The organism is Pseudomonas sp. B13(2017), from assembly GCF_002113245.1.
Taxonomy (GTDB): Bacteria; Pseudomonadota; Gammaproteobacteria; order Pseudomonadales; family Pseudomonadaceae; genus Aquipseudomonas; species Aquipseudomonas putida_Z.
Genome location: NZ_NEJX01000002.1, coordinates 105,072 through 127,289, shown reverse-complemented (window position 1 = coordinate 127,289; position 22,218 = coordinate 105,072). Strand labels below are relative to the sequence as shown.

The 22,218-nt window shown below is 63.1% G+C and carries 24 protein-coding genes and 1 other RNA gene; 6 read left to right on the top strand and 19 right to left on the bottom strand.

Annotated elements, in window-relative coordinates; translation table 11 throughout:
• Window positions 1-93: 93 nt before the first annotated feature.
• Window positions 94-190, top strand: an RNA gene (ffs, locus tag CAG44_RS03770) — signal recognition particle sRNA small type.
• Window positions 191-277: 87 nt separating this feature from the next.
• Here ffs and CAG44_RS03765 read toward each other — a convergent pair.
• Window positions 278-604, bottom strand: coding sequence for a hypothetical protein (locus CAG44_RS03765; RefSeq protein WP_085691617.1), 327 nt, complete (start codon window positions 602-604; stop codon window positions 278-280).
• 235 nt (window positions 605-839) lie between these two features.
• Here CAG44_RS03765 and CAG44_RS03760 point away from each other — a divergent pair, with 235 nt between their 5' ends.
• Window positions 840-1,610 carry a pirin family protein gene (locus CAG44_RS03760; RefSeq protein ID WP_085691707.1) on the top strand — a complete coding sequence of 257 codons (771 nt, stop codon included), beginning with the start codon at window positions 840-842 and terminating at the stop codon, window positions 1,608-1,610.
• A 99-nt stretch (window positions 1,611-1,709) separates the two neighbouring features.
• Here the strand turns inward: CAG44_RS03760 and CAG44_RS03755 are convergent, their stop codons facing one another.
• The 3 genes from CAG44_RS03755 to CAG44_RS03745 form a co-directional block, all read right to left on the bottom strand.
• Entirely contained in the window at window positions 1,710-2,267 is a 558-nt protein-coding gene (locus CAG44_RS03755; protein WP_256573577.1) for a hypothetical protein, read from the bottom strand.
• 143 nt (window positions 2,268-2,410) lie between these two features.
• Entirely contained in the window at window positions 2,411-2,836 is a 426-nt protein-coding gene (locus tag CAG44_RS03750; protein ID WP_085592845.1) for a hypothetical protein, read from the bottom strand.
• A 134-nt stretch (window positions 2,837-2,970) separates the two neighbouring features.
• The gene (locus CAG44_RS03745; RefSeq protein ID WP_085691616.1) at window positions 2,971-3,393 is read right to left on the bottom strand and encodes a helix-turn-helix domain-containing protein; all 423 of its coding nucleotides are present in this window, start codon (window positions 3,391-3,393) and stop codon (window positions 2,971-2,973) included.
• A gap of 82 nt (window positions 3,394-3,475) precedes the next feature.
• Here CAG44_RS03745 and CAG44_RS03740 point away from each other — a divergent pair, with 82 nt between their 5' ends.
• On the top strand, window positions 3,476-3,976 hold the full coding sequence (locus CAG44_RS03740; protein ID WP_075045880.1) for a DUF2938 domain-containing protein: 501 nt from the start codon (window positions 3,476-3,478) through the stop codon (window positions 3,974-3,976).
• A 195-nt stretch (window positions 3,977-4,171) separates the two neighbouring features.
• On the opposite strand, the gene CAG44_RS03730 is transcribed toward CAG44_RS03740, so the two are convergent.
• Window positions 4,172-4,939 (bottom strand): ABC transporter substrate-binding protein, encoded by a 768-nt coding sequence (locus tag CAG44_RS03730; RefSeq protein ID WP_085691615.1) that lies wholly within the window; start codon window positions 4,937-4,939, stop codon window positions 4,172-4,174.
• 123 nt (window positions 4,940-5,062) lie between these two features.
• Between CAG44_RS03730 and dnaX the strand changes: the two genes are divergently transcribed.
• The 3 genes from dnaX to recR all read left to right on the top strand — a co-directional run bounded on the left by dnaX (window position 5,063) and on the right by recR (window position 8,424).
• Complete coding sequence (gene dnaX, locus CAG44_RS03725; RefSeq protein ID WP_085691614.1) at window positions 5,063-7,135, top strand: DNA polymerase III subunit gamma/tau; 2,073 nt, start codon at window positions 5,063-5,065, stop codon at window positions 7,133-7,135.
• Between the two features lie 64 nt (window positions 7,136-7,199).
• Window positions 7,200-7,535 (top strand): YbaB/EbfC family nucleoid-associated protein, encoded by a 336-nt coding sequence (locus CAG44_RS03720; RefSeq protein WP_003259671.1) that lies wholly within the window; start codon window positions 7,200-7,202, stop codon window positions 7,533-7,535.
• A 286-nt stretch (window positions 7,536-7,821) separates the two neighbouring features.
• Entirely contained in the window at window positions 7,822-8,424 is a 603-nt protein-coding gene (gene recR, locus CAG44_RS03715) for a recombination mediator RecR (protein ID WP_003259670.1), read from the top strand.
• A 135-nt stretch (window positions 8,425-8,559) separates the two neighbouring features.
• On the opposite strand, the gene CAG44_RS03710 is transcribed toward recR, so the two are convergent.
• From CAG44_RS03710 to CAG44_RS03640, 14 genes are all read right to left on the bottom strand, one after another.
• Complete coding sequence (locus CAG44_RS03710; RefSeq protein WP_085691613.1) at window positions 8,560-9,108, bottom strand: adenine phosphoribosyltransferase; 549 nt, start codon at window positions 9,106-9,108, stop codon at window positions 8,560-8,562.
• Window positions 9,109-9,163: 55 nt separating this feature from the next.
• Window positions 9,164-9,898, bottom strand: a complete 735-nt coding sequence (gene fnrA / locus CAG44_RS03705) for a Crp/Fnr family transcriptional regulator FnrA (RefSeq protein WP_015271145.1) — start codon at window positions 9,896-9,898, stop codon at window positions 9,164-9,166.
• 184 nt (window positions 9,899-10,082) lie between these two features.
• Window positions 10,083-11,465: an oxygen-independent coproporphyrinogen III oxidase gene (hemN, locus tag CAG44_RS03700; protein WP_085691612.1), complete on the bottom strand. Its 1,383-nt coding sequence runs from the start codon at window positions 11,463-11,465 to the stop codon at window positions 10,083-10,085.
• A gap of 186 nt (window positions 11,466-11,651) precedes the next feature.
• The gene (locus CAG44_RS03695; protein WP_085691611.1) at window positions 11,652-12,335 is read right to left on the bottom strand and encodes a sulfite exporter TauE/SafE family protein; all 684 of its coding nucleotides are present in this window, start codon (window positions 12,333-12,335) and stop codon (window positions 11,652-11,654) included.
• A complete protein-coding gene (gene ccoS / locus CAG44_RS03690; protein WP_025340014.1) occupies window positions 12,328-12,543 on the bottom strand; it encodes a cbb3-type cytochrome oxidase assembly protein CcoS in 216 nt (71 codons plus the stop codon). Before ccoS ends, CAG44_RS03695 begins: the two co-directional genes overlap by 8 nt.
• Window positions 12,522-14,996: a heavy metal translocating P-type ATPase gene (locus CAG44_RS03685; RefSeq protein WP_085691610.1), complete on the bottom strand. Its 2,475-nt coding sequence runs from the start codon at window positions 14,994-14,996 to the stop codon at window positions 12,522-12,524. The genes ccoS and CAG44_RS03685 overlap by 22 nt, the downstream gene beginning before the upstream one ends.
• Window positions 14,997-15,135: 139 nt before the next feature.
• On the bottom strand, window positions 15,136-15,663 hold the full coding sequence (locus tag CAG44_RS03680) for a FixH family protein (RefSeq protein ID WP_085592831.1): 528 nt from the start codon (window positions 15,661-15,663) through the stop codon (window positions 15,136-15,138).
• A gap of 15 nt (window positions 15,664-15,678) precedes the next feature.
• Window positions 15,679-17,094, bottom strand: a complete 1,416-nt coding sequence (ccoG, locus tag CAG44_RS03675) for a cytochrome c oxidase accessory protein CcoG (protein WP_085592829.1) — start codon at window positions 17,092-17,094, stop codon at window positions 15,679-15,681.
• A gap of 321 nt (window positions 17,095-17,415) precedes the next feature.
• Window positions 17,416-18,393, bottom strand: coding sequence for a cytochrome-c oxidase, cbb3-type subunit III (gene ccoP, locus CAG44_RS03670; protein ID WP_046615057.1), 978 nt, complete (start codon window positions 18,391-18,393; stop codon window positions 17,416-17,418).
• Entirely contained in the window at window positions 18,390-18,581 is a 192-nt protein-coding gene (locus tag CAG44_RS03665; RefSeq protein ID WP_003259925.1) for a CcoQ/FixQ family Cbb3-type cytochrome c oxidase assembly chaperone, read from the bottom strand. Before CAG44_RS03665 ends, ccoP (CAG44_RS03670) begins: the two co-directional genes overlap by 4 nt.
• 5 nt (window positions 18,582-18,586) lie before the next feature.
• A complete protein-coding gene (gene ccoO, locus CAG44_RS03660) occupies window positions 18,587-19,195 on the bottom strand; it encodes a cytochrome-c oxidase, cbb3-type subunit II (RefSeq protein WP_013973496.1) in 609 nt (202 codons plus the stop codon).
• Window positions 19,195-20,637, bottom strand: coding sequence for a cytochrome-c oxidase, cbb3-type subunit I (gene ccoN, locus CAG44_RS03655; RefSeq protein WP_015271137.1), 1,443 nt, complete (start codon window positions 20,635-20,637; stop codon window positions 19,195-19,197). The genes ccoO and ccoN overlap by 1 nt, the downstream gene beginning before the upstream one ends.
• Window positions 20,638-21,080: 443 nt before the next feature.
• Entirely contained in the window at window positions 21,081-22,022 is a 942-nt protein-coding gene (gene ccoP / locus CAG44_RS03645; protein ID WP_085592825.1) for a cytochrome-c oxidase, cbb3-type subunit III, read from the bottom strand.
• Window positions 22,019-22,213 (bottom strand): cbb3-type cytochrome c oxidase subunit 3, encoded by a 195-nt coding sequence (locus tag CAG44_RS03640; RefSeq protein WP_025340008.1) that lies wholly within the window; start codon window positions 22,211-22,213, stop codon window positions 22,019-22,021. The genes ccoP (CAG44_RS03645) and CAG44_RS03640 overlap by 4 nt, the downstream gene beginning before the upstream one ends.
• Window positions 22,214-22,218: the final 5 nt, after the last annotated feature.

The following is a 22,218-nucleotide window of genomic DNA, read 5'->3' as shown; positions in this document are numbered from 1 at the left end:
ATGATGACTTTTTCTGCTCCAGAGGTTGTATCTGCCCCCAAGACCGGTACAATGGCGCCACTCGCTGTTCAGCGAGCCTTGTAGTGGTGGCCCCATCGGTCCCCCCGCATTGATTACCCGTTAACCTGGTCAGGCCCGGAAGGGAGCAGCCATAGCGGGAACATCGAGTGCCGGGGTGTGGCTGGTGGGGCCGCCTCCATTTCAGGTCCTTGAATTTTCAAGGATTTCTCGCATTACCCAACTCGACAACTTCGGCCTGGTGAGAGCCTCCCTCTCCTCAAGCGCATAGGGAAGCTACGCGAACGAGGTTCTCAGAAAAGAGCCCTCGCTGATAAACGTAGACTTTCCCGCCCGTGTCCCCTTTGAACGTCTCGATCACATTGTCCGCCGCAACAGGGCTGCTCAGGATCACGCGATAGCTTCGGCTCGTATGGGTGACGTTCGGCGATTGCTGATTCTCTTGCAACTTCTGCATGACGCAGGCGGAAAAAGCTTCTGGAGATTTCGCGGTCAGCAACTCCTTTGTCGGCTGGTTAGGCGCGGATGCGCACCCCGCCAGCAGCGTGAGAGTGAATGAGGCAGCAGCAAGAGGCAGAAAGCGCATCAGACAGTTCCAGATTTGAGTTCAGGCGCCATTCTCCATTTCATTTGGCTGATAGAAAACATGCAAATGTCGATGTTACCTATCATTGATTTTGATGAGTAACGAGCGTCTCAGGGTAACCGAATGTCTATTCAATCTACCAAGGCGATGATTTAGACCAGTTTCTGATATTTTTCTTCGATCAAACTCTCCTCTAAGCTGCCTCCTCTTTGAAGCAATGCATTTCGGTGTGAGCATGAAAGAGATCCGCAAGGCAGGTGATCGGGGCGCTACCCGTTTGCCGTGGCTGAAATCCCGGCATTCCTTCTCGTTGGGAAGCTATAGAAACCCGCAAGAGAGTGGTTTCTCGGACCTGCGCGTCATCAACGAAGATTGGATTTCACAGGGTAAAGGCTTCGGTCAACATGGCCATCGTGATGTGGAGATCCTGACTTATGTGCTCAAGGGGACATTGGCCCATCGAGACACCCTGGCAAACAGCACCAGGATTCACGCAGGCGACTTTCAGCTCATCAGCGCCGGCTCAGGTATCGAGCACAGCGAATTCAATGCTTCCGCTACCCAGCCTGTGCATCTGCTACAGATCTGGCTGACCCCCCATTCGTCTCGCACCAAGCCTTCATACCAACAGAAGCACTTTCCGGCCGGAGAGCGGCATGGAAAGCTCCAGCTGATCGCCTCGAAAACGGGGCAAGCCGGATCGCTGAAAATCCTCCAGGATACGAAAATCTATGCGGGCAACTTCTCACAAGGTGAGTCGCATACTCTGGCCCTCGCAGGGCGACGACACGCCTATGTCCACGTTGTCGCAGGCAGGCTCCGGGTGAACGGAGAAACTGTTGTGGAGGGCGACGGACTGAAGCTGACGGAAACCCAGGCGGTCACGTTCAGCCACGCTACTGATGCGCAGGTGCTGGTGTTCGATCTCCGGGCAACAGGCTCGGCACCTTCCAGGAAGCAATCCTTCGGGAGCTGCAAGACGCAGGCATGTGCCCGGCGCCGGTAGGTGCCTTCTGACTTCCATTCCTGCCGCGACCGCGCCGATGCAGCGGAGTAGGCGCTGTTGTCCTACCCGCATCGAAAGCCCGGTTTCAGCAGGTATTCATTACTTTAGAGAAACCTGTCCGGCCTCAAGTTTGAGCGCCTTGAGGCGCTTCAGCAGCGTGCTGATATTCGTGCGTGCCGAACCTTCATTGGCCAGGCGCAGGCGCTTGATCGCGATAACGGAGTCGCCAACGCCAGCGGTAAAGGGCGTCCGAATGATCTCTCGGAAAATAACGGTGTTTGAAGCAGACTCGGTCAACGTATATTCAGCCTCGCAGGTAACTTCGAAATCCAGGCCAAAAATGGGTTGGTCGACCCGCAGCAGGTTGGCGCGCAGGGTGTAGGCAGCAGGTGCTTCGCCAAGCAGGTCAGCACTGGCAAGTGATTGTTTGAGTGCAGCACCAAAGTCCGGGCCGTCGATTTCCGAAGTCCAGAGCGGGTTGGTGGCGTCTCCGCCATTTACTTCGGTCACCTGAATGTTGCGATGCAGGCGTTGATCATAAAACTGCGCATCGGTCTGGTCGGATGCCACGGACATTCCGGAAATTTGAGCAGGCGAAGCGCACCCTGTGCAAAGGGCAATAAATACCGAGACCAGAAACACACGGAAGTAGGTCACTTGAATAATCCTTGAGTGATATGCCGGTAAAGCAAGACGAAAGCCATACATCGTGTATGGCTTCAACTATTGAAAGGCGCGCCGCGGCATCGTTGGGAACGTACAGGCCTCAGGCCGAGCGTTGCGCTGTGCGGCAGATGCCTTTACAGATTGTACTTCTCATCGATCCTGCGTTTGTCGAGCGTGTAGCGTTTGAGGTCGATCGAGTCGGATTCCAGCTTGGCATCGAGCTCGTCCATGTCGTGCTTTTTCAGCGTTGCAACATGGGCTTTGCTGGCTTGGTAGTTGATCATCTCTGCAGCGTCATGCCCACTCACCGGGTCCCACAGAATGGAAAGCGGCCAGAACAGCAGGTTCACCACGCCAAAGCCATATGCACGACCATAGAACGAGCCGCCACCTGGAAGCAGGCCAAGGCCGGCAGCAAGCCCTGGGCTTTTTTCTTCAACCGCGAGGTTTCTGGCGCGATAGCTGGCAAGTTCCGACTCTTGAGCCGAATTGAGGCCGGTAGCACAACCAGTGGTCAGCGCTATCAGTGCGGCAGCGGTCAGATTTCGAATTGTGGACATGCAACATTTCCTGAGTGTGAGTACTGTTCTCGGCGCACGGCTGGGCGCCGAGGCGCGTAACTCTACACTGAGTAGTGGCGTATTGATATCGTATTGCCATTACTCTATTCAGATGATGCATCCCAATGGTGGTTTTATCCTGGCCGCTTAAAGGCAACTGTTGAACTGCCCCGTTTTTCCCCATGCCCCGCCGCCGACAGCTTCATCAGCCGCTGGAATTTCGGACATTCCAGGTGATCTTCCTCAGGGCACTGGGCCGCATGCCGCAAGCCCTTGCTCATCGCCTGCAAGCGCCTGATCCGTGCATCCAGTTCGTCGGCCTTGGCGATCAGCATCTGCCGGTCGACCTGCAGGTCCACCAGCATCGTCCCCACTTCATCCAGCGAAAATCCCGCAGCCTGGCCCAGGGCGATCAGCGCCAGCCGGTCTGCCACATCGGCTGCGAACTGCCGCCGCTGGCCAGGCCCGGCGAGTGACTTGAGCAGGCCTTTCTTCTCGTAGTAGCGCAGCGTCGAGGCGGGTACGCCTGTGCGCTTGGCGACGTCGGCAATGTCCATTTCGGGCCCTTGACTTGAAGTTGACTTCAACTTCTATGCTGCGCGGCATGGTGATGACCGTCAATCTTCGAGGGTTTGTTCAATGACGTTTACTGCAATGTTTTCCGCTGCTTTGCCAATTGGTATCGGTGCCACGATGGTGATGGACTTGTGGGGGCTGCTGCTGAGGCGGATGGGTGTCGCCACGCTGAACTTCGCCATGGTCGGGCGTTGGGCGGGGCATTTGCTGCACGGGCGTGTGCGGCACCAGGCGATTGCCAAGGCGGAACCGGTGCGGCATGAGCTGGCGTTGGGGTGGGGGATTCATTACGCCATCGGCGTGCTGTTCGCGATGCTGCTGGTCGTGATCGTGGGGGAGGGCTGGTTGCTGGCACCTACATTGTTGCCTGCGCTGGTTGTTGGTGTGGTGACAGTCGTGGCGCCTTTGTGCTTCATGCAACCGGCGATGGGTGCGGGGTTCTTTGCGTCGAGGACGCCGACGCCTGCGCGCAACTGCCTGAAGAGCCTGGCCACGCATTTTGTGTTTGGCGTGGGGATGTTCTTGAGTGCGGGTTTGCTGGCGAGCGTGCAATCAGCCTGCTGACAGCACCACCAGGCTTGAGCCTGCAATAGAAACTGTGTCTGCACCGCACAATCCTGTGGGAGCGGGCATGCCCGCGAAGAATGCTGCTCGGTGGCTGGCACCGGCTTTGCCGGTGTTCGCGGGCTCGCCCGCTCCCACAGCGACCGCGTCGACTTTGAGATTTTGAGTCAGAGATTGCTGCCGATACTCCAGGGTTCAGGGGCGAGCCACAGACATAGGGGTTGGATCGCCCATCCCCCCATACCGCTGCACAATCCGCTCGATCTCCCCCGACTGCTTCATCCGCACCAGCGCCCGCAGCAGCCCTTGGGTCGGTATCGCCGGGTCATTGCGTATCATGCACCCCAGGTCCTGATCCTCCAGCACCGCCAGCGCCTGCAACTGCTGCTCGGCGGGCAGACCCTGGTTGAACCACTGCAACGACAGCTGGTTGCTTACCGCATGCCGATAGCGCCCGGCTTGCAGCTTCTGTAGCACCAGCAACTGGCTGCGGCTGTCCTCGCGGTGCAGGCGGCCCTGGTCCAGCAGCGGTTGCAAGGTCGAATAGGTGTAGCCAAGCACTGTGCCGATGGCCTGGGCAGGCAGTTGCTCCGGGGGCAGCGGAGTACTGTCGCCAGCGCGGCCTACCAGCAGGTCTCGCTGGTGCAGCAGCGGGATGCTCCAGACAAAATCCCCCGGCCGGTCATTGAACCACTGGGTGCTGACATAGCAGCGCACATCTATATCGCCGCTGTTCATCGCCTCCTGCAGGCGCAGGCGGGCCATGACGTGGTATTCGGGGCGTACGCCCACCTCCTTGGCCAAGGCCTGCATCAGGTCGTACAGCAAACCTTCCACCGGCTGGTCGCTTTCGATGCGGACCAGCGGCATGCTCCAGCTCTCGGCGACAGAAAAACGCAACACGGGCTGTTCAGCCTGGCTGTAGGTGCTCCACAGCAGCAACAGGGCCAGCAGTCTTCGCAAAGGCAATCCTCCCTGGATGGCGCGCCAGTTTCAAAGCTTAGACGACTTGCGCAGGGTGCAATTTTGCCCCCGCTCCGCTAGCATTAGCGATCTTCCGCTCGATCAGGCTACGATGGTTTTTCGATGAGTTATCAGGTTCTTGCACGTAAATGGCGTCCGCGCTCGTTCCGCGAAATGGTCGGCCAGACCCATGTGCTCAAGGCCTTGATCAATGCCTTGGACAACCAGCGCCTGCACCATGCCTACCTGTTCACCGGTACCCGGGGTGTAGGCAAGACCACCATTGCCCGTATCATCGCCAAGTGCCTGAACTGCGAAACCGGCATCACCTCCACGCCCTGCGGCACCTGCTCGGTGTGCCGGGAGATCGACGAAGGCCGTTTCGTCGACCTGATCGAGATCGACGCCGCCAGCCGCACCAAGGTCGAGGACACCCGCGAACTGCTCGATAACGTGCAGTACGCCCCGAGCCGTGGGCGCTTCAAGGTCTACCTGATCGACGAAGTGCACATGCTCTCGACACACTCGTTCAACGCCTTGCTCAAGACGCTGGAAGAGCCGCCGCCCTACGTCAAGTTCATCCTCGCCACCACCGACCCGCAGAAACTGCCGGCCACCATCCTGTCGCGCTGCCTGCAGTTCTCGCTGAAGAACATGAGCCCGGAGCGGGTGGTCGAGCACCTTAGCCACGTTCTGGCTGCCGAGAACGTGCCGTTCGAGCCGGATGCCCTGTGGCTGCTGGGGCGCGCGGCCGATGGTTCGATGCGCGACGCCATGAGCCTGACCGACCAGGCCATCGCCTTTGGCGAAGGCAAGGTACTGGCCGCCGACGTGCGGGCCATGCTCGGCAGCCTCGATCATGGTCAGGTTTACGGGGTGCTGCAGGCGCTGCTCGAAGGCGATGCCCGGGCCTTGCTCGAGGCCGTGCGCAACCTGGCCGAGCAGGGGCCGGACTGGGCCGGCGTGCTGGCCGAGATGCTCAATGTGCTGCACCGCGTTGCCATTGCCCAGGCGCTGCCGGAAGCGGTGGACAACGGCCAGGGTGACCGTGAGCGTGTGCTGGCGCTGGCCTCGGCATTGCCAGCCGAGGACGTGCAGTTCTATTACCAGATGGGCCTGATCGGCCGCCGTGATCTGCCACTTGCGCCGGACCCGCGCGGTGGTTTCGAAATGGTCCTGCTGCGCATGCTGGCGTTCCGCCCGGCCGACACCGACGACGCGCCGAAGCCGGTACTAAAGCCAGTGGGGATCAGCCAGGCCACAGCTGATCCTGCAACACCGGTGGCAGCGCCGGCGGTTGCCGTGGCGCCGCCGGCCGCTGCTGTCGTGGAGCCTGTTGCACCGGTTGCCGCGCAACAAGTGCAGGCGCCCGCACCGGTCGAGCCAGCGCCACAGCCGGTTGTCGAACCTGTGGTGGCGGCTGAGCCTGCCCCGGTCAGCGAACCTGAGCCAGCACCAGAACCCGTGGCAGAGGTGGTTGACCTGCCATGGGAAGAGCCCGCGCCAGCGCCTGCACCGGTAGTGGCCGAGCCTGCGCTGGCTCCTGCTCCGCCCCCTGCACCCACGCCGGCACCTGCCGCCCCGGCACACGACGACGAGCCACCTTTCGACCCGTCCGCTTATGCCGCAGTAGGCATGGACCGCGACGATGAACCGCCCCTGGACGAAGACTATTACGGCGGCGAAAGCGACCCGGTCGGCTTCAGCTACCTGGACGAACTGGCCGAACACGTCCAGGAAGAAGCACCCAAGCCGGCAGCCGAACCGCTGCCCGCAGCCAAGCCGGCCACCGGCCTGGCCCTGCAATGGCTGGAATTATTCCCACAGTTGCCTGTATCCGGGATGACAGGCAACATCGCGGCAAACTGTACGTTGATTGCCGCCGATGGCGACGACTGGCTGCTGCACCTGGACCCTGGCCAGGGTGCGCTGTTCAACGCCACCCAGCAGCGGCGCCTCAACGAAGCGCTCAACCAGCACCTGGGGCGCACGCTGAACCTGCGCATCGAGCTGATCCTGCCCGAGCAGGAAACCCCGGCCCAGGCAGCGGCACGCAAACGCGCCGAGCGCCAGCAGGACGCAGTCACCTCGATCGAGCAGGATCCGTTGATCCAGCAGATGATCAAGTTGTTCGGCGCCAAGGTGCGGCAGGATACTATTGAGCCTGTAGAAGCCCTGGTTAATCAGGGCCAGTAATGGATAACCATGCGGCCGGCCCGGTGCCGGGCCGCATCACATGACCCAATCGAGGTATACCCCCATGATGAAAGGTGGCATGGCCGGCCTGATGAAGCAGGCCCAGCAGATGCAGGAAAAGATGCAGAAGATGCAGGAAGAGCTGGCCAACGCCGAAGTCACCGGCCAGTCCGGTGGTGGCCTGGTGAGCGTGGTGATGACCGGTCGTCACGACGTCAAGCGTGTCAGCATCGACCAGAGCCTGATGTCGACTGATGAAGACGACAAGGAAGTGCTGGAAGACCTGATCGCCGCCGCGCTGAACGACGCCGTGCGCAAGGTCGAGCAGAACAGCCAGGACAAGATGGGCAGCATGACCGCCGGCATGCAGCTGCCGCCGGGCTTCAAGATGCCGTTCTAAGGGCATTTGCGTTACCGAAAACCGCCGCTGATGACAGCGGCGGTTTTTTTGTGCGTTCCTGCAGCCTGCGCGGTCTTTGTAGGAGCGGCCTTGTGTCGCGAAAGGGCTGCGCAGCAGCCCCGGCAATTCACGCTGCGAAGCTGAAATCCCGGGGCCGCTTCGCGCCCCTTTCGCGACACAAGGCCGCTCCCACAAAAAAGCGGACCGCGTAGGTCGCATGGCTGATTTGACGCCACTGCCCCCGCTGGGTATAAACCGCCTCTTATTGAATTGTCAGGCCTTTCCCATGAGCTTCAGCCCTCTCATCCGCCAACTGATCGATGCCCTGCGTATTCTCCCGGGTGTCGGCCAGAAAACCGCCCAGCGCATGGCCCTGCAACTGCTCGAGCGTGACCGCAGCGGCGGCCTGCGCCTGGCCCAGGCCTTGACCCAGGCCATGGAGGGAGTTGGGCATTGCCGTCAGTGCCGCACCCTGACCGAGCAGGAGCTGTGCCCGCAATGCGCCGACACGCGCCGTGACGATACCCAGTTGTGTGTGGTCGAAGGGCCGACCGATGTGTATGCAGTGGAGCAGACCGGCTACCGTGGCCGCTACTTCGTGCTCAAGGGCCACTTGTCGCCGCTGGACGGGTTGGGGCCTGAGGCGATCGGGATTCCGCAACTGATGGCGCGGATCGAGGAGCAGGGCACCTTCACCGAGGTGATCCTGGCGACCAACCCGACGGTGGAAGGGGAGGCGACGGCGCATTACATTGCCCAGTTGCTGAGCGAGAAGGGCCTGGTGGCGTCGCGGATTGCCCATGGCGTGCCGCTGGGCGGCGAGCTGGAGCTGGTGGATGGTGGGACCTTGGCCCATGCGTTTGCGGGGCGTCGGCCGATTTCGCTCTGATTCAGAATGGTTGGGGCCGCTTTGCGGCCCATCGCCGGCAAGCCAGCTCCCACAGGGTTGCCGCAGGGCTGATGGCAGCGCCGTACTTGTGGGAGCTGGCTTGCCGGCGATAGGGCGCAAAGCGCCCTCGAATACTCAGTATTCGCTGAGTGAAAACTCGGTCAGGCAGAAAGTCGGTACCCCGGCCGCCTGCAGCCGGCGCGACCCGTCCAGCTCCGGCAGATCGATGATCGCCGCCGCCTCGAACACCCGCGCACCGGTCCGGCGCACCAGGTTGGCCGCTGCCAGCAGCGTACCGCCAGTAGCAATCAAGTCATCGAAGATCAACACCGAATCCCCTTCGCACAGGCTGTCGGCATGCACTTCCAGGAAGGCTTCGCCGTACTCGGTCTGGTAACCCTCGCTCAGCACATCAGCCGGCAGCTTGCCCTGCTTGCGGAACAGGATCAGTGGCTTGTTCAGCTGGTGGGCGATGATCGAGCCGATCAGGAAGCCCCGCGCGTCCATGGCGCCAATGTGGCTGAACTCGGCTTCGACATAGCGTTCGATGAACTGGTCGGCCACATAGCGCAGCCCGCGCGGCGACTGGAACAGCGGGGTGATATCGCGGAAGATCACGCCCGGTTTGGGGAAGTCCACTACCGGGCGGATCAGGGCTTTGAGGTCGAAGGCGTCGCTGTGCATTGTTGCGGGTATCCTGGGAAAACGAATGCCCAAGTATACCCGCTAAACGCCGGCCTCAGGCCTCCATTGCTCCACCGGCCAGCGCGCACAGCTGGATCGGGTCGAGAATGTGCACTTCCTTGCCTTCGGCACGGATCAGGCCGTTCTGCTGGAAGCGGGTGAACACCCGCGAAACGGTTTCTACCGCCAGGCCCAGGTAGTTGCCGATTTCGTTGCGCGACATGCTCAGGCGGAACTGGTTGGCCGAATAACCGCGGGCGCGGAAGCGTGCCGACAGGTTGACCAGGAAGGTGGCAATACGCTCGTCAGCGGTCTTTTTCGACAGCAGCAGCATCATCTGCTGGTCGTCGCGGATTTCCCGGCTCATTACCCGCATCAGCTGGCGGCGTAGCTGCGGCAGCTGCACCGACAGCTCGTCGAGGCGTTCGAACGGGATTTCGCACACCGAGGTGGTTTCCTGGGCCTGGGCCGACACCGGGTAGGCTTCGGTGTCCATGCCCGACAGGCCGACCAGCTCGCTGGGCAGGTGGAAGCCGGTGATCTGCTCTTCGCCGCTGTCGCTGAGGCTGAAGGTTTTCAGCGCGCCGGAACGTACCGCGTAGACCGAGCCGAAATTGTCGCCCTGGCGGAACAGGAACTCGCCTTTTTTCAACGGCCGCCCACGCTTGACGATTTCATCCAGTGCATCCATGTCTTCCAGGTTGAGCGACAGAGGCAGGCACAGGGGGGCCAGGCTGCAGTCCTTGCAATGGGCCTGGTTGTGTGGGCGCAGTTTGACTGGCTCGGACATTTTCATTCGATCCTTGTGGGAAAGCACACATAAGACGTAAGGGTAACTCACGGCGTAGGTTGTAGGCCAGCGTGCGCTGTTGTGGTGCGAGCTGGCCCGGCCCCGGCGGGTGTGCGCCGGGGCCTTCGCTGTGCCCATGGTGTGCCTGGCAAGGAGCTTTGTCCATGCGGTTGAACGACTCGGTTCAGATCACCCGCGAGAAGCGCTGGCGGTTGTGCATCGCCAGGTAGGCGTCGAACACCATGCACACCGAGCGCGCCAGCAGGCGGCCGGCCGGCAGGATGCGGATGCCTTTGTCGTCCAGGCGGATCAGGCCGTCGCGCTGCAAGGTCAGCAGCTCTGGCCAGAGGTCGTTGAAGTAGCCGCGAAAATCGATGGTGAAGGCTTGTTCGATCGGCTCGAAATCCAGCTCGAAATGGCAGATCAGTTGCTGGATCACTGCCCGGCGGATGCGGTCGTCGTGATTGCACAGCAGGCCGCGCTGGGTGGCCAGCTGGGCGTTGGACAGGCTGTCCTGGTAGGTGTTGAGGTCGCTGCTGTTCTGGCAGTACAGGTCGCCGATCTGGCTGATGGCCGAAACGCCCAGGCCGATCAGGTCGCAGTGCCCATGGGTGGTGTAACCCTGGAAGTTGCGCTGCAGGGTGCCTTCTTCCTGGGCGACGGCCAGCTCGTCGTCGGGCAGGGCGAAGTGGTCCATGCCGATGTAGCGGTAGCCGGCTGCGGTCAGCTGGTCGATGGTGGCGTGCAGCATCTCCAGCTTGGCGGCCGCGCTGGGCAGGTCATTGCTGTCGATGCGCCGTTGCGGCATGAAGCGCTCGGGCAGGTGGGCGTAGTTGAACACCGACAGGCGGTCGGGTTGCAGGCGGATCACTTCTTCGACGGTGCGGGCAAAGCCTTCCGGGGTTTGCTTGGGCAGGCCGTAGATCAGGTCGAGGTTGATCGAGCGGAACTGCAAGGTGCGCGCGGCTTCGATCAGGGTGCGGGTCTGCTCCAGGCTCTGCAGGCGGTTGACCGCGCGCTGCACGGCCGGGTCGAGGTCCTGCACGCCCAGGCTGACGCGGTTGAAGCCCAGTTCGCGGAGCAGGCCCATGGTCGACCAGTCGGCTTCGCGCGGGTCGATCTCGATGCCGTAGTCGCCGGAGTCGTCGTCCAGCAGGTGGAAGTGCTGGCGCAGGGTGGCCATCAGCTGGCGGAGTTCCACATGGCTGAGGAAAGTTGGCGTGCCGCCGCCGAAATGCAGCTGCTCGACACGCTGTTTAGGGTCGAGGTGGCAGGCGATCAGCTGGATTTCCTGCTCCAGGCGCTGCAGGTAGGGCGCAGCGCGGCCGCGGTCCTTGGTGATCACCTTGTTGCAGGCGCAGTAGTAGCAGATGTTGGCGCAGAACGGCACATGCACGTACAGCGACAGCGGGCGCGCGGCCCGACGGCTTTCGCGCAGGGCGTGGAGCAGGTCGAACGAGCCCACTTCGCTGTGCAACTGCACGGCGGTCGGGTAAGAGGTGTAGCGTGGTCCGGCCAGGTCGTAACGGCGGATCAGGTCGGTATCCCAACGAAGGTCGTCGAGCATGAGGGCGGTCCCCGGAAAGAGCAGCAGTGCCCCGGAGTCTATGGCCGTCTGTAGGAATCTGTGTTGATTTGTATCAAGGGCATTGGGGCTGCTCTGCAGCCCTTCGCGGGCTTGACCGCTCCCACAGGGGTACACATGATCCTGTGGGAGCGGGCATGCCCGCGAAGGGTCGCAAAGCGGCCCCCATCAATGCCCCATCAACCAATGCTGGTGCGGTCCAGGCATTGTCCAGATACCAAACAGCATCACCAGCACTCCGCCAGCCGCCCGCACACTGCGTCTTTTCAACAAAATGTTTACTCGCTCCGCGGCTAATCCGGTAGCCAGCAATACCGGCCAAGTCCCCACGCCGAAAGCCAGCATCAGCGCCGCGCTGTACCCGGCATTGCCTTGGCTGGCCGCCCACAGCAAGGTGCTGTACACCAACCCGCACGGCAACCACCCCCACAAGGCCCCCAGCAACAACGCCCGAGGCACGCTGGACACCGGCAGCAAGCGCGACGCCAGCGGCTGGATATGCCGCCACAGCCCCCGGCCCAGCGCCTCGATGCGGGTCAGCCCGCTCCACCAGCCGGCCAGGTACAACCCCATGGCGATCAACAGCAGCGCCGCCACCACCCGCAGTGCCAGCGCCGCCGGGCTGCTGGCCACGGCCCAGCCGGCCAGGCCCAGCAGCAGGCCGGCACAGGCATAACTGAGAATACGCCCAAGGTTGTACGCCAGCAGCAGGCGCAAGCGCCGGCCACGTTGTTCGGGTGGTATGGCAAGGGTCAGCGCGCCCATCAGACCGCCGCACATGCCCAGGCAGTGGCCGCCGCCGAGCAGGCCGAGGACCAACGCCGAGCCCAGCAGGGGCAGCAGGTCAGGCACGGGGTGGGGGTTCCTTGTCGGTGTCGGCCTGGTTGTCGTCAGGCTTCACCGCCGCCTGGTGGCGCGGGTCCTGGTCGTCGAACAGGATGCTGTGGGCAGGGCTTTCCAGGTCGTCGTACTGGCCGCTGTCCACCGCCCAGAAGAAGATGTACACGGCCACGCCGACCAGCAGCAGGGCTGCGGGGATCATGACATAGAGTGCGGGCATGACGACTTCCTCCCGGGCAAGGGCGCTTCGTTCGCTGGCAGGCCCGATGGCAGGGGCAGGCGGGTCAGGCGCAGGGCGTTGAGTACCACGATCAGTGAACTGACCGACATGCCGATGGCTGCCCAAACCGGGGTGATCCAGCCAAGCGCGGCGAACGGCAACATCAGGCCATTATACAAGGTCGCCCACAGCAGGTTCTCGAGGATGTTGCGGCGGGTGCGGCGGGCCAGCTCGAAGGCCTGTACCAGCGCCTGCAGGCGGTTGGACAGCAGCACGGCGTCGGCGCTGGTCTTGGCCAGGTCGGTGGCGCTGCCCATGGCGATGCTGATGTCGGCGGCGGCCAGTACCGGCACGTCGTTGACCCCGTCACCCAGCATCAGCACCTTGCGCCCGGCCGCCTGCAGCGCCTTCAGCCGGTCCAGTTTGTCGTCCGGGCGCAGGCCGCCGATGGCTTGGTCGATGGCCAGCTGTGCGGCCACTTCGGCAACCATCGGCGAGCTGTCGCCCGACAGCAGCAGCGTGCGCCAGCCACGGGCCTTGCAGGCCGCCAGCAGGGCAGGGGCGTCGTCGCGCAGGCGGTCGTCCAGGCCGAACCAGGCCAGCGGCCCCTGACGGTCGCCCAGCAGCAGCCACTGGCCGCGCGGCTCTGGCACACCGGGGATTTCCGCGCCGCTCAGGGCGCAGACGAAGGTGGCCTGGCCAATGCGCAGGCGCTGGCCTTCGACCAGCCCTTCCAGGCCCAGGCCCGGCACGGTCTGCACGTCGTCAGCAGGCGTGGCGGTACGGCCGAAGGCACGGGCGATGGGGTGTTCGGAGCGGTTCTCCAGCGCTGCGGCCAGGGCCAGGCAGCGGTCGGCGGGCAGGCTGCCGAGCGGGCGAATGCTGCGCAAGGTCAGGCGGCCCTCGGTCAGGGTGCCGGTCTTGTCGAAAATCACCGTGTCGATCTGGTTCAGGCCTTCCAGCACATGGCCACGGGTGACCAGCAGGCCGAGCTTGTGCAAGGTGCCGGTGGCCGCAGTAAGCGCCGTTGGCGTGGCCAGGGACAGCGCGCAAGGGCAGGTCGCTACCAGCATGGCCAGCACGATCCAGAACGCCCGCGCCGGGTCCAGGTGCCACCACCACAGGCCGATGGCCGCAGCGGCCAGCAGCGAGAACAGCAGGAACCACTGCGAGGCCCGGTCGGCGATTTCGGCCAGGCGTGGTTTTTCGGTCTGGGCGCGTTCCAGCAGGCGGACGATGGCCGACAACCGCGAGTCGTGGCCGAGGGCTTCGACTTCCACGTTCAGGGTGCTTTCGACGTTCAGGGTGCCGCCGGTGACCCGCTCGCCGACCCGCCGTGGTTGCGGCAGGTATTCACCGGTCAGCAACGATTCATCGACGCTGGAGCGGCCTTCGACGATGCGCCCGTCGGCGGGGATTACCGCTCCTGGCAGCACCTGCACCGTGTCACCGCGCTGCAGTTCGCTGAGCAGGATGCGCTCGCTGCGGCCGGCGGCGTCCAGGCGCAGGCACGAGGCCGGCAGCAGGTTGACCAGCTGCGCAGTGGCCGCGGCGGTGCGTTCGCGGGCGCGGCGCTCCAGGTAACGGCCAGTGAGCAGGAACAGCGCGAACATGCCCACGGTGTCGAAATACAGCTCGCCACTGCCGGTGATGGCGGTCCAGATGCCGGCGCCGAAGGCCAGGCCAATGGCCAGCGACACCGAAACGTCCATGGTCAGGTGGCGGGTACGCAGGTCGCGTGCCGCGCCCTTGAAGAACGGTGCGCAGCTGTAGAACACGATGGGGATGGTGAGGAACAGCGCCACCCAGCGCAGGATGGTGTGCAGTTCGGGCGACAGGTCGATGTTGAATTCCGGCCAGGTGGCCATGGTTGCCATCATTGCCTGGAACCACAGCAGCCCGGCCACGCCCAGGCGGCGCAGGGCGCTGCGGTTCTCGCGGGCCAGTTGCTCGGCGGCCTGGTCGGGCTGGTAGGGGTGGGCGGCGTAGCCGATCTGGCGCAGCTCTGCGAGCAGGCGCGAGAGCGGCAGTTGCTTGTCATCCCAGTTCAGCAGCAGGCGGTGGTTGGACAGGTTCAGGCGCGCCTCGGCGACGCCGGGCAGGTTGCGCAGGTGCTTTTCGATCAGCCAGCCGCAGGCGGCGCAGCTGATGCCTTCGACCAGCAGGGTGGTCTCGGCCAGGTCGCCAGCATGGCGAACGAAGGTTTGCTGAACGTCGCTGCGGTCGTAGAGGGCCAGTTCGTCCTGTAGCTGCCTGGGCAGGGCCTCGGGGTTGGCGCTGTTGTCGCTGCGGTGCTGGTAGTAGTGCTCCAGGCCACCGGCGACGATCGACTCGGCCACCGCCTGGCAGCCGGGGCAGCAGAACTGCCGGGGCTGGCCGAGGACCACGGCGTTGAAGCGGCTGCCGGCGGGGACGGGCAGGGCGCAGTGGTAGCAGGGGGTGGGCTGGGTCATAAGGCAGGCACGACTGGTCAGGCAGATATGAAACCCTGTGGGAGCGGGCATGCCCGCGAAAGCGGCAGGCCTGAAAACACCGTTGCCTGGGCTATCGCATTCGCGGGCATGCCCGCTCCCACAGGGATTAGCGGTGTTGCTACTGCTGGTGCTCGGCACCCTGCAGCGCTTCATCACCCAGCTGCAAGGTCACACCATGCTCCACCTTTTCTTCCTCGAACAAGCGCCAAACCTGGCCACCTTCGCTACCCAGCAGCTCAACGAAGCGCCGCCCGTCAACCTTGTCCTCCAGCTGCCCCACATAGCGCCCAGCCTCGACCCGGCTCAGCAGCACCTTGCGGTCTTTCTCCGGCTGGGTTGGCGAAATCAGGTTCAGCTCCAGGCTCTGCGGGTCGCTGTTGCCGGCCAGGCGCACATCCACTTCGCCGGTCAGCTCGTCCAGGTGCACGCCGGCCTTCAGGCCCAGCGTCTGCGCCAGCAGTTCTCGGTCCAGCGAGCGGTTGATGCCCTTGCCAGCCTCGTAGTAGTTGTCGTTCACCAGGTTGTCCGGGTTGTGCACGGCGATGCTGACCATGGTCAGGCTCAGGCACACCGAGGTGGCGAGGATGCCGATGATGATCCAGGGCCAGAGGTGCTTGTACCAGGGGCTGGCGGCGGTGGCAGGCATTGTGGGTTATCTCTCTCAGCGGATCTGTGGGCCGATGAAGCGGCTCTTGGCTTCAACCTGGGCGTCGCTGTCATCGGCGCTCTTGAGGATGAAGGTGATTTCGTTGGTGGTCGATGGCAGTTTCTCGGGCGCGATCGACAGCTGCACCGGCAGGCTGACGATGTCACCAGCGTCCACGCGGATTTCGCGCTGGCCTTCAAGCTTCAGGTCCGGCAGGCCGGTGGCGTCCAGCACGTAGACGTGGTCACGCTGGTCCTTGTTCATCACTTTCAGGCTGTACACGTTCTCGATCCGGCCCTGGGCGTTCTCGCGGTACAGCACGCGGTCCTTGCTCACGTCGAAACCGACCAGCGAACGGGTGGCGAAGGCGGTGGCCAGGCCGACCATCATCACCAGCAGGACCACGGCATAGCCGATCAGGCGCGGGCGCAGCATGTGGGTCTTCTGCCCGGACAGGTTGTGTTCGGTGGTGTAGCTGATCAGCCCCCTGGGGTAGTTCATCTTGTCCATGATGTTGTCGCAGGCGTCGATGCACGCGGCGCAGCCGATGCACTCGATCTGCAAGCCGTCACGGATGTCGATGCCGGTGGGGCAGACCTGCACGCACATGGTGCAGTCGATGCAGTCGCCCAGGCCCGCAGCCTTGTAGTCCAGGTCTTTTTTGCGCGGGCCGCGGGTTTCGCCACGGCGCGGGTCGTAGGAAACGATCAGCGTGTCCTTGTCGAACATCACGCTCTGGAAGCGCGCGTAGGGGCACATGTACACGCACACCTGCTCGCGCAGCCAGCCGGCGTTGCCGTAGGTGGCGAGGGTGAAGAAGCCGACCCAGAAGTAGGCCCAGCCGTCGGCCTGGCCGGTAAAGAATTCGGTGGCCAGTTCACGGATCGGCGAGAAATAGCCGACGAAGGTCATGCCGGTGACGAAGCCGATCAGCAGCCACAGGCTGTGCTTGGCGAACTTGCGCAGGAACTTGTTGCCGCTCATGGGGGCTTTGTCGAGCTTCATGCGCTGGTTGCGATCGCCCTCGGTGACCTTTTCGCACCACATGAAAATCCAGGTCCACACGCTTTGCGGGCAGGTGTAGCCGCACCACACCCGGCCGGCGAACACAGTGATGAAGAACAGGCCGAAGGCGGCCACGATGAGGATGCCAGAAAGCAGGATGAAGTCTTGCGGCCAGATGGTGGCGCCGAAGATGTAGAACTTGCGCTCGGGCAGGTTCCACCACACGGCCTGGTGGCCACCCCAGTTCAGCCATACGGTGCCGAAGTACAGCAGGAACAGCACAGCCCCGCCGACCATGCGCAGGCGTCGGAACAGGCCGGTGAAGGCACGGGTGTAGATCTTTTCCCGGGAGGCGTAGAGGTCGACGGAATCCTTCCCTTTGTTGGCAGGCGGGGTGACGTCATGTACCGGAATTTGCTTGCTCATCATCAAGTCCCACGGCAGTGGAGAAACGCCGCAGCCAGTGCGTGCCGGCCGCAGTCTCGCGCAATCTGCTAGCGCTCTGCGGCCCATGATACGCCGCTGATGGCAGTATGGGGCTGCACTGCGACCTTTAGTCGCGTTGGGTTCGTGGTATGAATCGTGTTATGGCAGGTGTCAATTGATCCAGGTCATCAGCCTGCAAGAAATGCTGTGCCTTTACCGGCCCCTTCGCGGGCTTGCCCGCTCCCACAGGGACAACACCAACCTCAAGACTGGTGGGGAACCTGTGGGAGCGGGCAAGCCCGCGAAGAGGCCGGGCCTGCCTTACTCGGCCTTGGCCGGTTCGGCCTGCTGCGACAGGCTGTACACATAAGCCGCCAGCAAGTGCACCTTGTCATTCCCTTGCAACTGCTCCTGGGCCGGCATCTGCCCCTGGCGACCGTAGCGGATGGTCTGCTGCAACTGGGCAAAGCTCGAACCGTAGATGAACGCCTGCGGATGGGTCAGGTTCGGCGCGCCCATGGCTGGCGTACCCTTGCCCTCCGGCCCGTGGCAGGCCACGCAGTTGGCGGCGAAGATCTTCTGCCCGTTCTCGGCATCGGCCTTCACGCCCTCTGGCAGGGTGCGGCCATCGAGCTTGCTGACCACGAACGCGGCCACATCGGCCACGCCCTGGTCACCGATCACCTCTGCCCAGGCCGGCATCACGCCGTGGCGACCGCCCATGATGGTGGTCTTGATGGTGTCTGGCTCGCCGCCCCAGCGCCAGTCGTTGTCGGTGAGGTTAGGGAAGCCGAAGGCACCCTTGGCGTCGGAGCCGTGGCACACCGAGCAGTTGGAAGCGAACAGCCGCGCGCCCATCTTCAGGGCCTGCGGGTCCTTGGCCACCTCGGTGATGGGCATGGCGGCGAACTTGGCGAAGATCGGCCCGAAGCGGGCGTCGGCCTTGGCCATTTCCTTTTCCCACTCGTGCACGCCGGTCCAGCCCGGCTGGCCGTTGGAAAACTCGGTCTGCTTGTCGTTATCCAAGTACGAGTAGCCCGGCAGGACGCCTTTCCAGTTGCCCAGGCCCGGGTACAGCACCAGGTAGCCGAGGGCGAAGACGATGGTACCGACGAACAGCCAGAACCACCATTTCGGCAGCGGGTTGTCGTACTCCTCGATGCCATCGAAGGCATGCCCGACGGTTTCGTCGGTGACCTCTTCGCGCTGGCCCTTGCGGGTCGACAGCAGCAGCCAGGTCAACGAGAAGATGGTGCCCAGGGTCAGGACGGTAACGTACAGACTCCAGAAGGTTGTCATTGTTTTTTGCTCCCAGAAGCTTTTGCTTGCTCGACGTGCCGGCTGGCTTCGGGGTCATCCGCGAAGGGCAGTTGGGTCGCTTCGTCGAAGTCCTTCTTGCGCCGTGGGTTGAACACCCACAGCGCCAGGCCCACGAAGGCCACCATCACCACGACGGTGCCCAGGCCGCGAATCATCCCGATATCCATCAGCGTCACCGTTTGCTCTTGATGATGGTGCCAAGACCCTGCAGGTACGCGACGATGGCGTCCATTTCGGTCTTGCCCTTGACCGCGTCGCGGGCCCCGGCGATGTCGGCGTCGGTGTACGGCACGCCGAGGGTGCGCAGCACTTCCATCTTCTTCGCGGTGTCCTTGCCGTCGAGCTTGTGCTCGACCAGCCACGGGTACGACGGCATCTTCGATTCCGGTACCACGTTGCGCGGGTTGTACAGGTGCGCACGGTGCCAGTCATCGGAGTAGCGGCCACCGACCCGCGCCAGGTCCGGCCCGGTACGCTTGGAGCCCCACAGGAACGGGTGGTCCCACACGCTCTCGCCGGCCACCGAGTAATGGCCGTAGCGTTCGGTTTCGGCACGGAACGGGCGGATCATCTGCGAGTGGCAGCCCACGCAGCCTTCGCGGATGTAGATATCGCGGCCTTCAAGTTCCAGCGCGGTGCGCGGCTTCATGCCTTCCACGGGTTTGTTGGTGACGTCCTGGAAAAACAGCGGGACGATCTGGGTCAGGCCACCGACGCTCACGGCGATGACCATGAAGAAGGCCAGCAGGCCTATGTTCTTCTCGACGGCTTCATGCTTCATCAGTGCGCTCCCACGACGACGATCTTGGCGGCTTCCTCAGCCTGTGCCGGGTTGGCGGCACGTACGGTACGGAACACGTTGTAGGCCATCAGCAGCATGCCGGTGGCGAAGAACGCACCGCCCAGGGCGCGGACGATATAGCCAGGGTGGCTGGCCTGCAGGGCTTCGACGAAGGAGTAGGTGAGGGTGCCGTCATCGTTGATGGCGCGCCACATCAGGCCCTGGGTGATGCCGTTTACCCACATCGAGGCGATGTACAGCACGGTACCGATGGTAGCCAGCCAGAAGTGCGCGTTGATCAGGCCGACGCTGTGCATCTGCTCGCGGCCATACAGGCGCGGGATCATGTGGTATACGGCGCCGATCGAGATCATCGCCACCCAGCCGAGGGCACCGGCGTGGACGTGGCCGATGGTCCAGTCGGTGTAGTGCGACAGCGAGTTCACGGTCTTGATGGCCATCATCGGGCCTTCGAAGGTGGACATGCCGTAGAACGCCAGCGACACCACCAGGAAGCGCAGGATCGGGTCGGTGCGCAGTTTGTGCCAGGCACCGGACAGGGTCATCATGCCGTTGATCATGCCGCCCCAGCTTGGCGCCAGCAGGATGATCGACATGACCATGCCCAGCGACTGTGCCCAGTCAGGCAGGGCGGTGTAGTGCAGGTGGTGCGGGCCGGCCCAGATGTACAGGGTGATCAGTGCCCAGAAGTGCACGATCGACAGGCGATACGAGTAGATCGGGCGTTCGGCCTGCTTGGGTACGAAGTAGTACATCATCCCCAGGAAGCCGGTGGTGAGGAAGAAGCCCACGGCGTTGTGGCCGTACCACCACTGGATCATCGCGTCGGTGGCGCCGGAGTAGGCCGAGTACGACTTGAACAGGCTTACCGGCAGTGAGATGTGGTTGACGATGTGCAGCATCGCGGTAACCACGATGAAGGCGCCGTAGAACCAGTTGCCGACATAGATGTGCTTGGTCTTGCGCTTGACGATAGTGCCGAAGAACACCAGCCCGTAGGTGACCCACACAATGGCCAGCAGGATCGCCAGCGGCCACTCGAGCTCGGCGTATTCCTTGGTGGTGGTGTAGCCCATCGGCAGGGTGATCAGCGCCCCGACGATCACCGCCTGCCAACCCCAGAAGGTGAAGGCGGCCATGCTGTCGGAGATCAGCCGGGTCTGGCAGGTGCGCTGCACCACGTAGTAGCTGGTGCCGAACAGCGCACAGCCCCCGAAGGCGAAGATCACCAGGTTGGTGTGCAGCGGGCGCAGGCGGCCGAAGCTGGTCCAGGGCAGGTCCAGGTTCAGTTGCGGCCATACCAGCTGCGAGGCGATGAAGACGCCGAGGCCCATGCCAAGGATCCCCCAGACCACCGTCATGATGGCGAACTGGCGGACGACCTTATAGTTATAAGCAGTCGGACTGATTGCTGTGCTCATTGCTAAGGTTCCACGGTTTTGATGTTCTTGTTGGTCGAAAAATCGGCGCCAGTATTGATAACCACCGGGGTTACCGCAACGCAACTTTGGTACGCCGACCCGTGCCCGAGCCCGTTCACTGATGTCCCGCAGCGATCGGGTCTGGACGATTGTACACAAATAAATATTTGTAATGTGTACCGTTTTTCGCCTTTTTCTGATCGATCGGTCAAGCTTTTTATCGGGACGGCGACAGGCTACGCGCCGCGTCTGCTTCGCTCCTTTCGGAGCGAGGCCCACTGAGGCAACAAGCTTAGTTCTGTTCGGAGGGGGTGCAAGGAGGGGTAGAGCGGGGAGAGGGGCTGCTTTGCAGCCCTTCGCGGGCTTGCCCGCTCCCACAGGTTCACCACAATGCTTGAAATCTGTGGTTAACCTGTGGGAGCGGGCGAGCCCGCGAATGGGTGTTACTTGGCAGTCAGGTCTGGCGAAGCTTGATCCTGCGACAGGCTATACACATAAGCCGCCAGCAGGTGCACCTTGTCGTTGCCCTGGATCTCCGCCTGCGCCGGCATCTGACCCTGGCGACCATAGCGAATGGTCTGCTGCAGCTGGGCAAAGCTCGAACCGTAGATGAACGCCTGCGGGTGGGTCAGGTCTGGCGCGCCCATGGCCGGGGTGCCCTTGCCTTCAGGCCCGTGGCAGGCCACGCAGTTGCCGGCGAAGATTTCCTTGCCCTTGGCGGCGTCGGCCTTGATCCCTTCCGGCAGGCTGCGGCCATCGAGGTTGGTGAGCACGAACGCGGCCACATCCGCCACGCCCTGCTCGCCGATCACTTCGGCCCAGGCCGGCATCACGCCGTGGCGACCATTCATGATCGACGCCTTGATGGTTTCCGCCTCGCCGCCCCAGCGCCAGTCCTTGTCGGTGAGGTTGGGGAAGCCATAGGCACCCTTGGCGTCCGAGCCGTGGCACACCGAGCAGTTCGAGGCGAACAGGCGGCTGCCCATTTTCAGCGCCTGCGGGTCCTTGGCCACTTCTTCCACGGGCATGGCAGCATACTTGGCGAAGATCGGGCCGAATCTTGCGTCGGCCTTGTCCATCTCCTTCTGCCATTCGTTGGCGCCGGTCCAGCCATTTTCATAGCCCGGCAGGATGCCCTTCCAGTTGCCCAGGCCCGGGTAGAGGATCAGGTAACCGACCGAGAACACCAGGGTGCCGACGAACAGCCAGAACCACCACTTGGGCAGCGGGTTGTCGTATTCCTCGATGCCGTCGAAGCTGTGGCCCATGGTCTGGTCGGTGGTGTTGTTGCTCTGGCCCTTGCGGGTGGCGAGCAGCAGCCAGGTCAGGCCAATCAGGCTACCGATGGTCAGTACGCAGATGTACGTACTCCAGAAGGTGGTCATTGCCCGTTACTCCTTTTTGCAGCAGGTGCCTGTCCGGCAGAGGGCAGGCGGTCGTCGACGAAGGGCAGCAGGCGCGCTTCGGCGAAATCACGGTCGCGGCGGCGGTTGAATACCCACAGGGTGAGGCCGATGAAGGCGATCATCACCACCAGGGTGCCCAGGCCGCGGATCATGCCGATGTCCATTCCCATCGCAT

Coding starts and splice junctions, on each gene's coding strand:
- ccoP (WP_046615057.1), bottom strand. CDS start 18,393: ATGACAACCTTCTGGAGTCTGTACGTTACCGTCCTGACCCTGGGCACC.
- CAG44_RS03680 (WP_085592831.1), bottom strand. CDS start 15,663: ATGCCTGCCACCGCCGCCAGCCCCTGGTACAAGCACCTCTGGCCCTGG.
- ccoP (WP_085592825.1), bottom strand. CDS start 22,022: ATGACCACCTTCTGGAGTACGTACATCTGCGTACTGACCATCGGTAGC.
- CAG44_RS03720 (WP_003259671.1), top strand. CDS start 7,200: ATGATGAAAGGTGGCATGGCCGGCCTGATGAAGCAGGCCCAGCAGATG.
- fnrA (WP_015271145.1), bottom strand. CDS start 9,898: ATGTCCGAGCCAGTCAAACTGCGCCCACACAACCAGGCCCATTGCAAG.
- CAG44_RS03665 (WP_003259925.1), bottom strand. CDS start 18,581: ATGGATATCGGGATGATTCGCGGCCTGGGCACCGTCGTGGTGATGGTG.
- hemN (WP_085691612.1), bottom strand. CDS start 11,465: ATGCTCGACGACCTTCGTTGGGATACCGACCTGATCCGCCGTTACGAC.
- CAG44_RS03745 (WP_085691616.1), bottom strand. CDS start 3,393: ATGGACATTGCCGACGTCGCCAAGCGCACAGGCGTACCCGCCTCGACG.
- ccoN (WP_015271137.1), bottom strand. CDS start 20,637: ATGAGCACAGCAATCAGTCCGACTGCTTATAACTATAAGGTCGTCCGC.
- CAG44_RS03640 (WP_025340008.1), bottom strand. CDS start 22,213: ATGGGAATGGACATCGGCATGATCCGCGGCCTGGGCACCCTGGTGGTG.
- ccoS (WP_025340014.1), bottom strand. CDS start 12,543: ATGCCCGCACTCTATGTCATGATCCCCGCAGCCCTGCTGCTGGTCGGC.
- dnaX (WP_085691614.1), top strand. CDS start 5,063: ATGAGTTATCAGGTTCTTGCACGTAAATGGCGTCCGCGCTCGTTCCGC.
- CAG44_RS03740 (WP_075045880.1), top strand. CDS start 3,476: ATGACGTTTACTGCAATGTTTTCCGCTGCTTTGCCAATTGGTATCGGT.
- ccoG (WP_085592829.1), bottom strand. CDS start 17,094: ATGAGCAAGCAAATTCCGGTACATGACGTCACCCCGCCTGCCAACAAA.
- CAG44_RS03760 (WP_085691707.1), top strand. CDS start 840: ATGAAAGAGATCCGCAAGGCAGGTGATCGGGGCGCTACCCGTTTGCCG.
- CAG44_RS03710 (WP_085691613.1), bottom strand. CDS start 9,108: ATGCACAGCGACGCCTTCGACCTCAAAGCCCTGATCCGCCCGGTAGTG.
- ccoO (WP_013973496.1), bottom strand. CDS start 19,195: ATGAAGCATGAAGCCGTCGAGAAGAACATAGGCCTGCTGGCCTTCTTC.
- CAG44_RS03750 (WP_085592845.1), bottom strand. CDS start 2,836: ATGTCCACAATTCGAAATCTGACCGCTGCCGCACTGATAGCGCTGACC.
- recR (WP_003259670.1), top strand. CDS start 7,822: ATGAGCTTCAGCCCTCTCATCCGCCAACTGATCGATGCCCTGCGTATT.
- CAG44_RS03685 (WP_085691610.1), bottom strand. CDS start 14,996: ATGACCCAGCCCACCCCCTGCTACCACTGCGCCCTGCCCGTCCCCGCC.
- CAG44_RS03765 (WP_085691617.1), bottom strand. CDS start 604: ATGCGCTTTCTGCCTCTTGCTGCTGCCTCATTCACTCTCACGCTGCTG.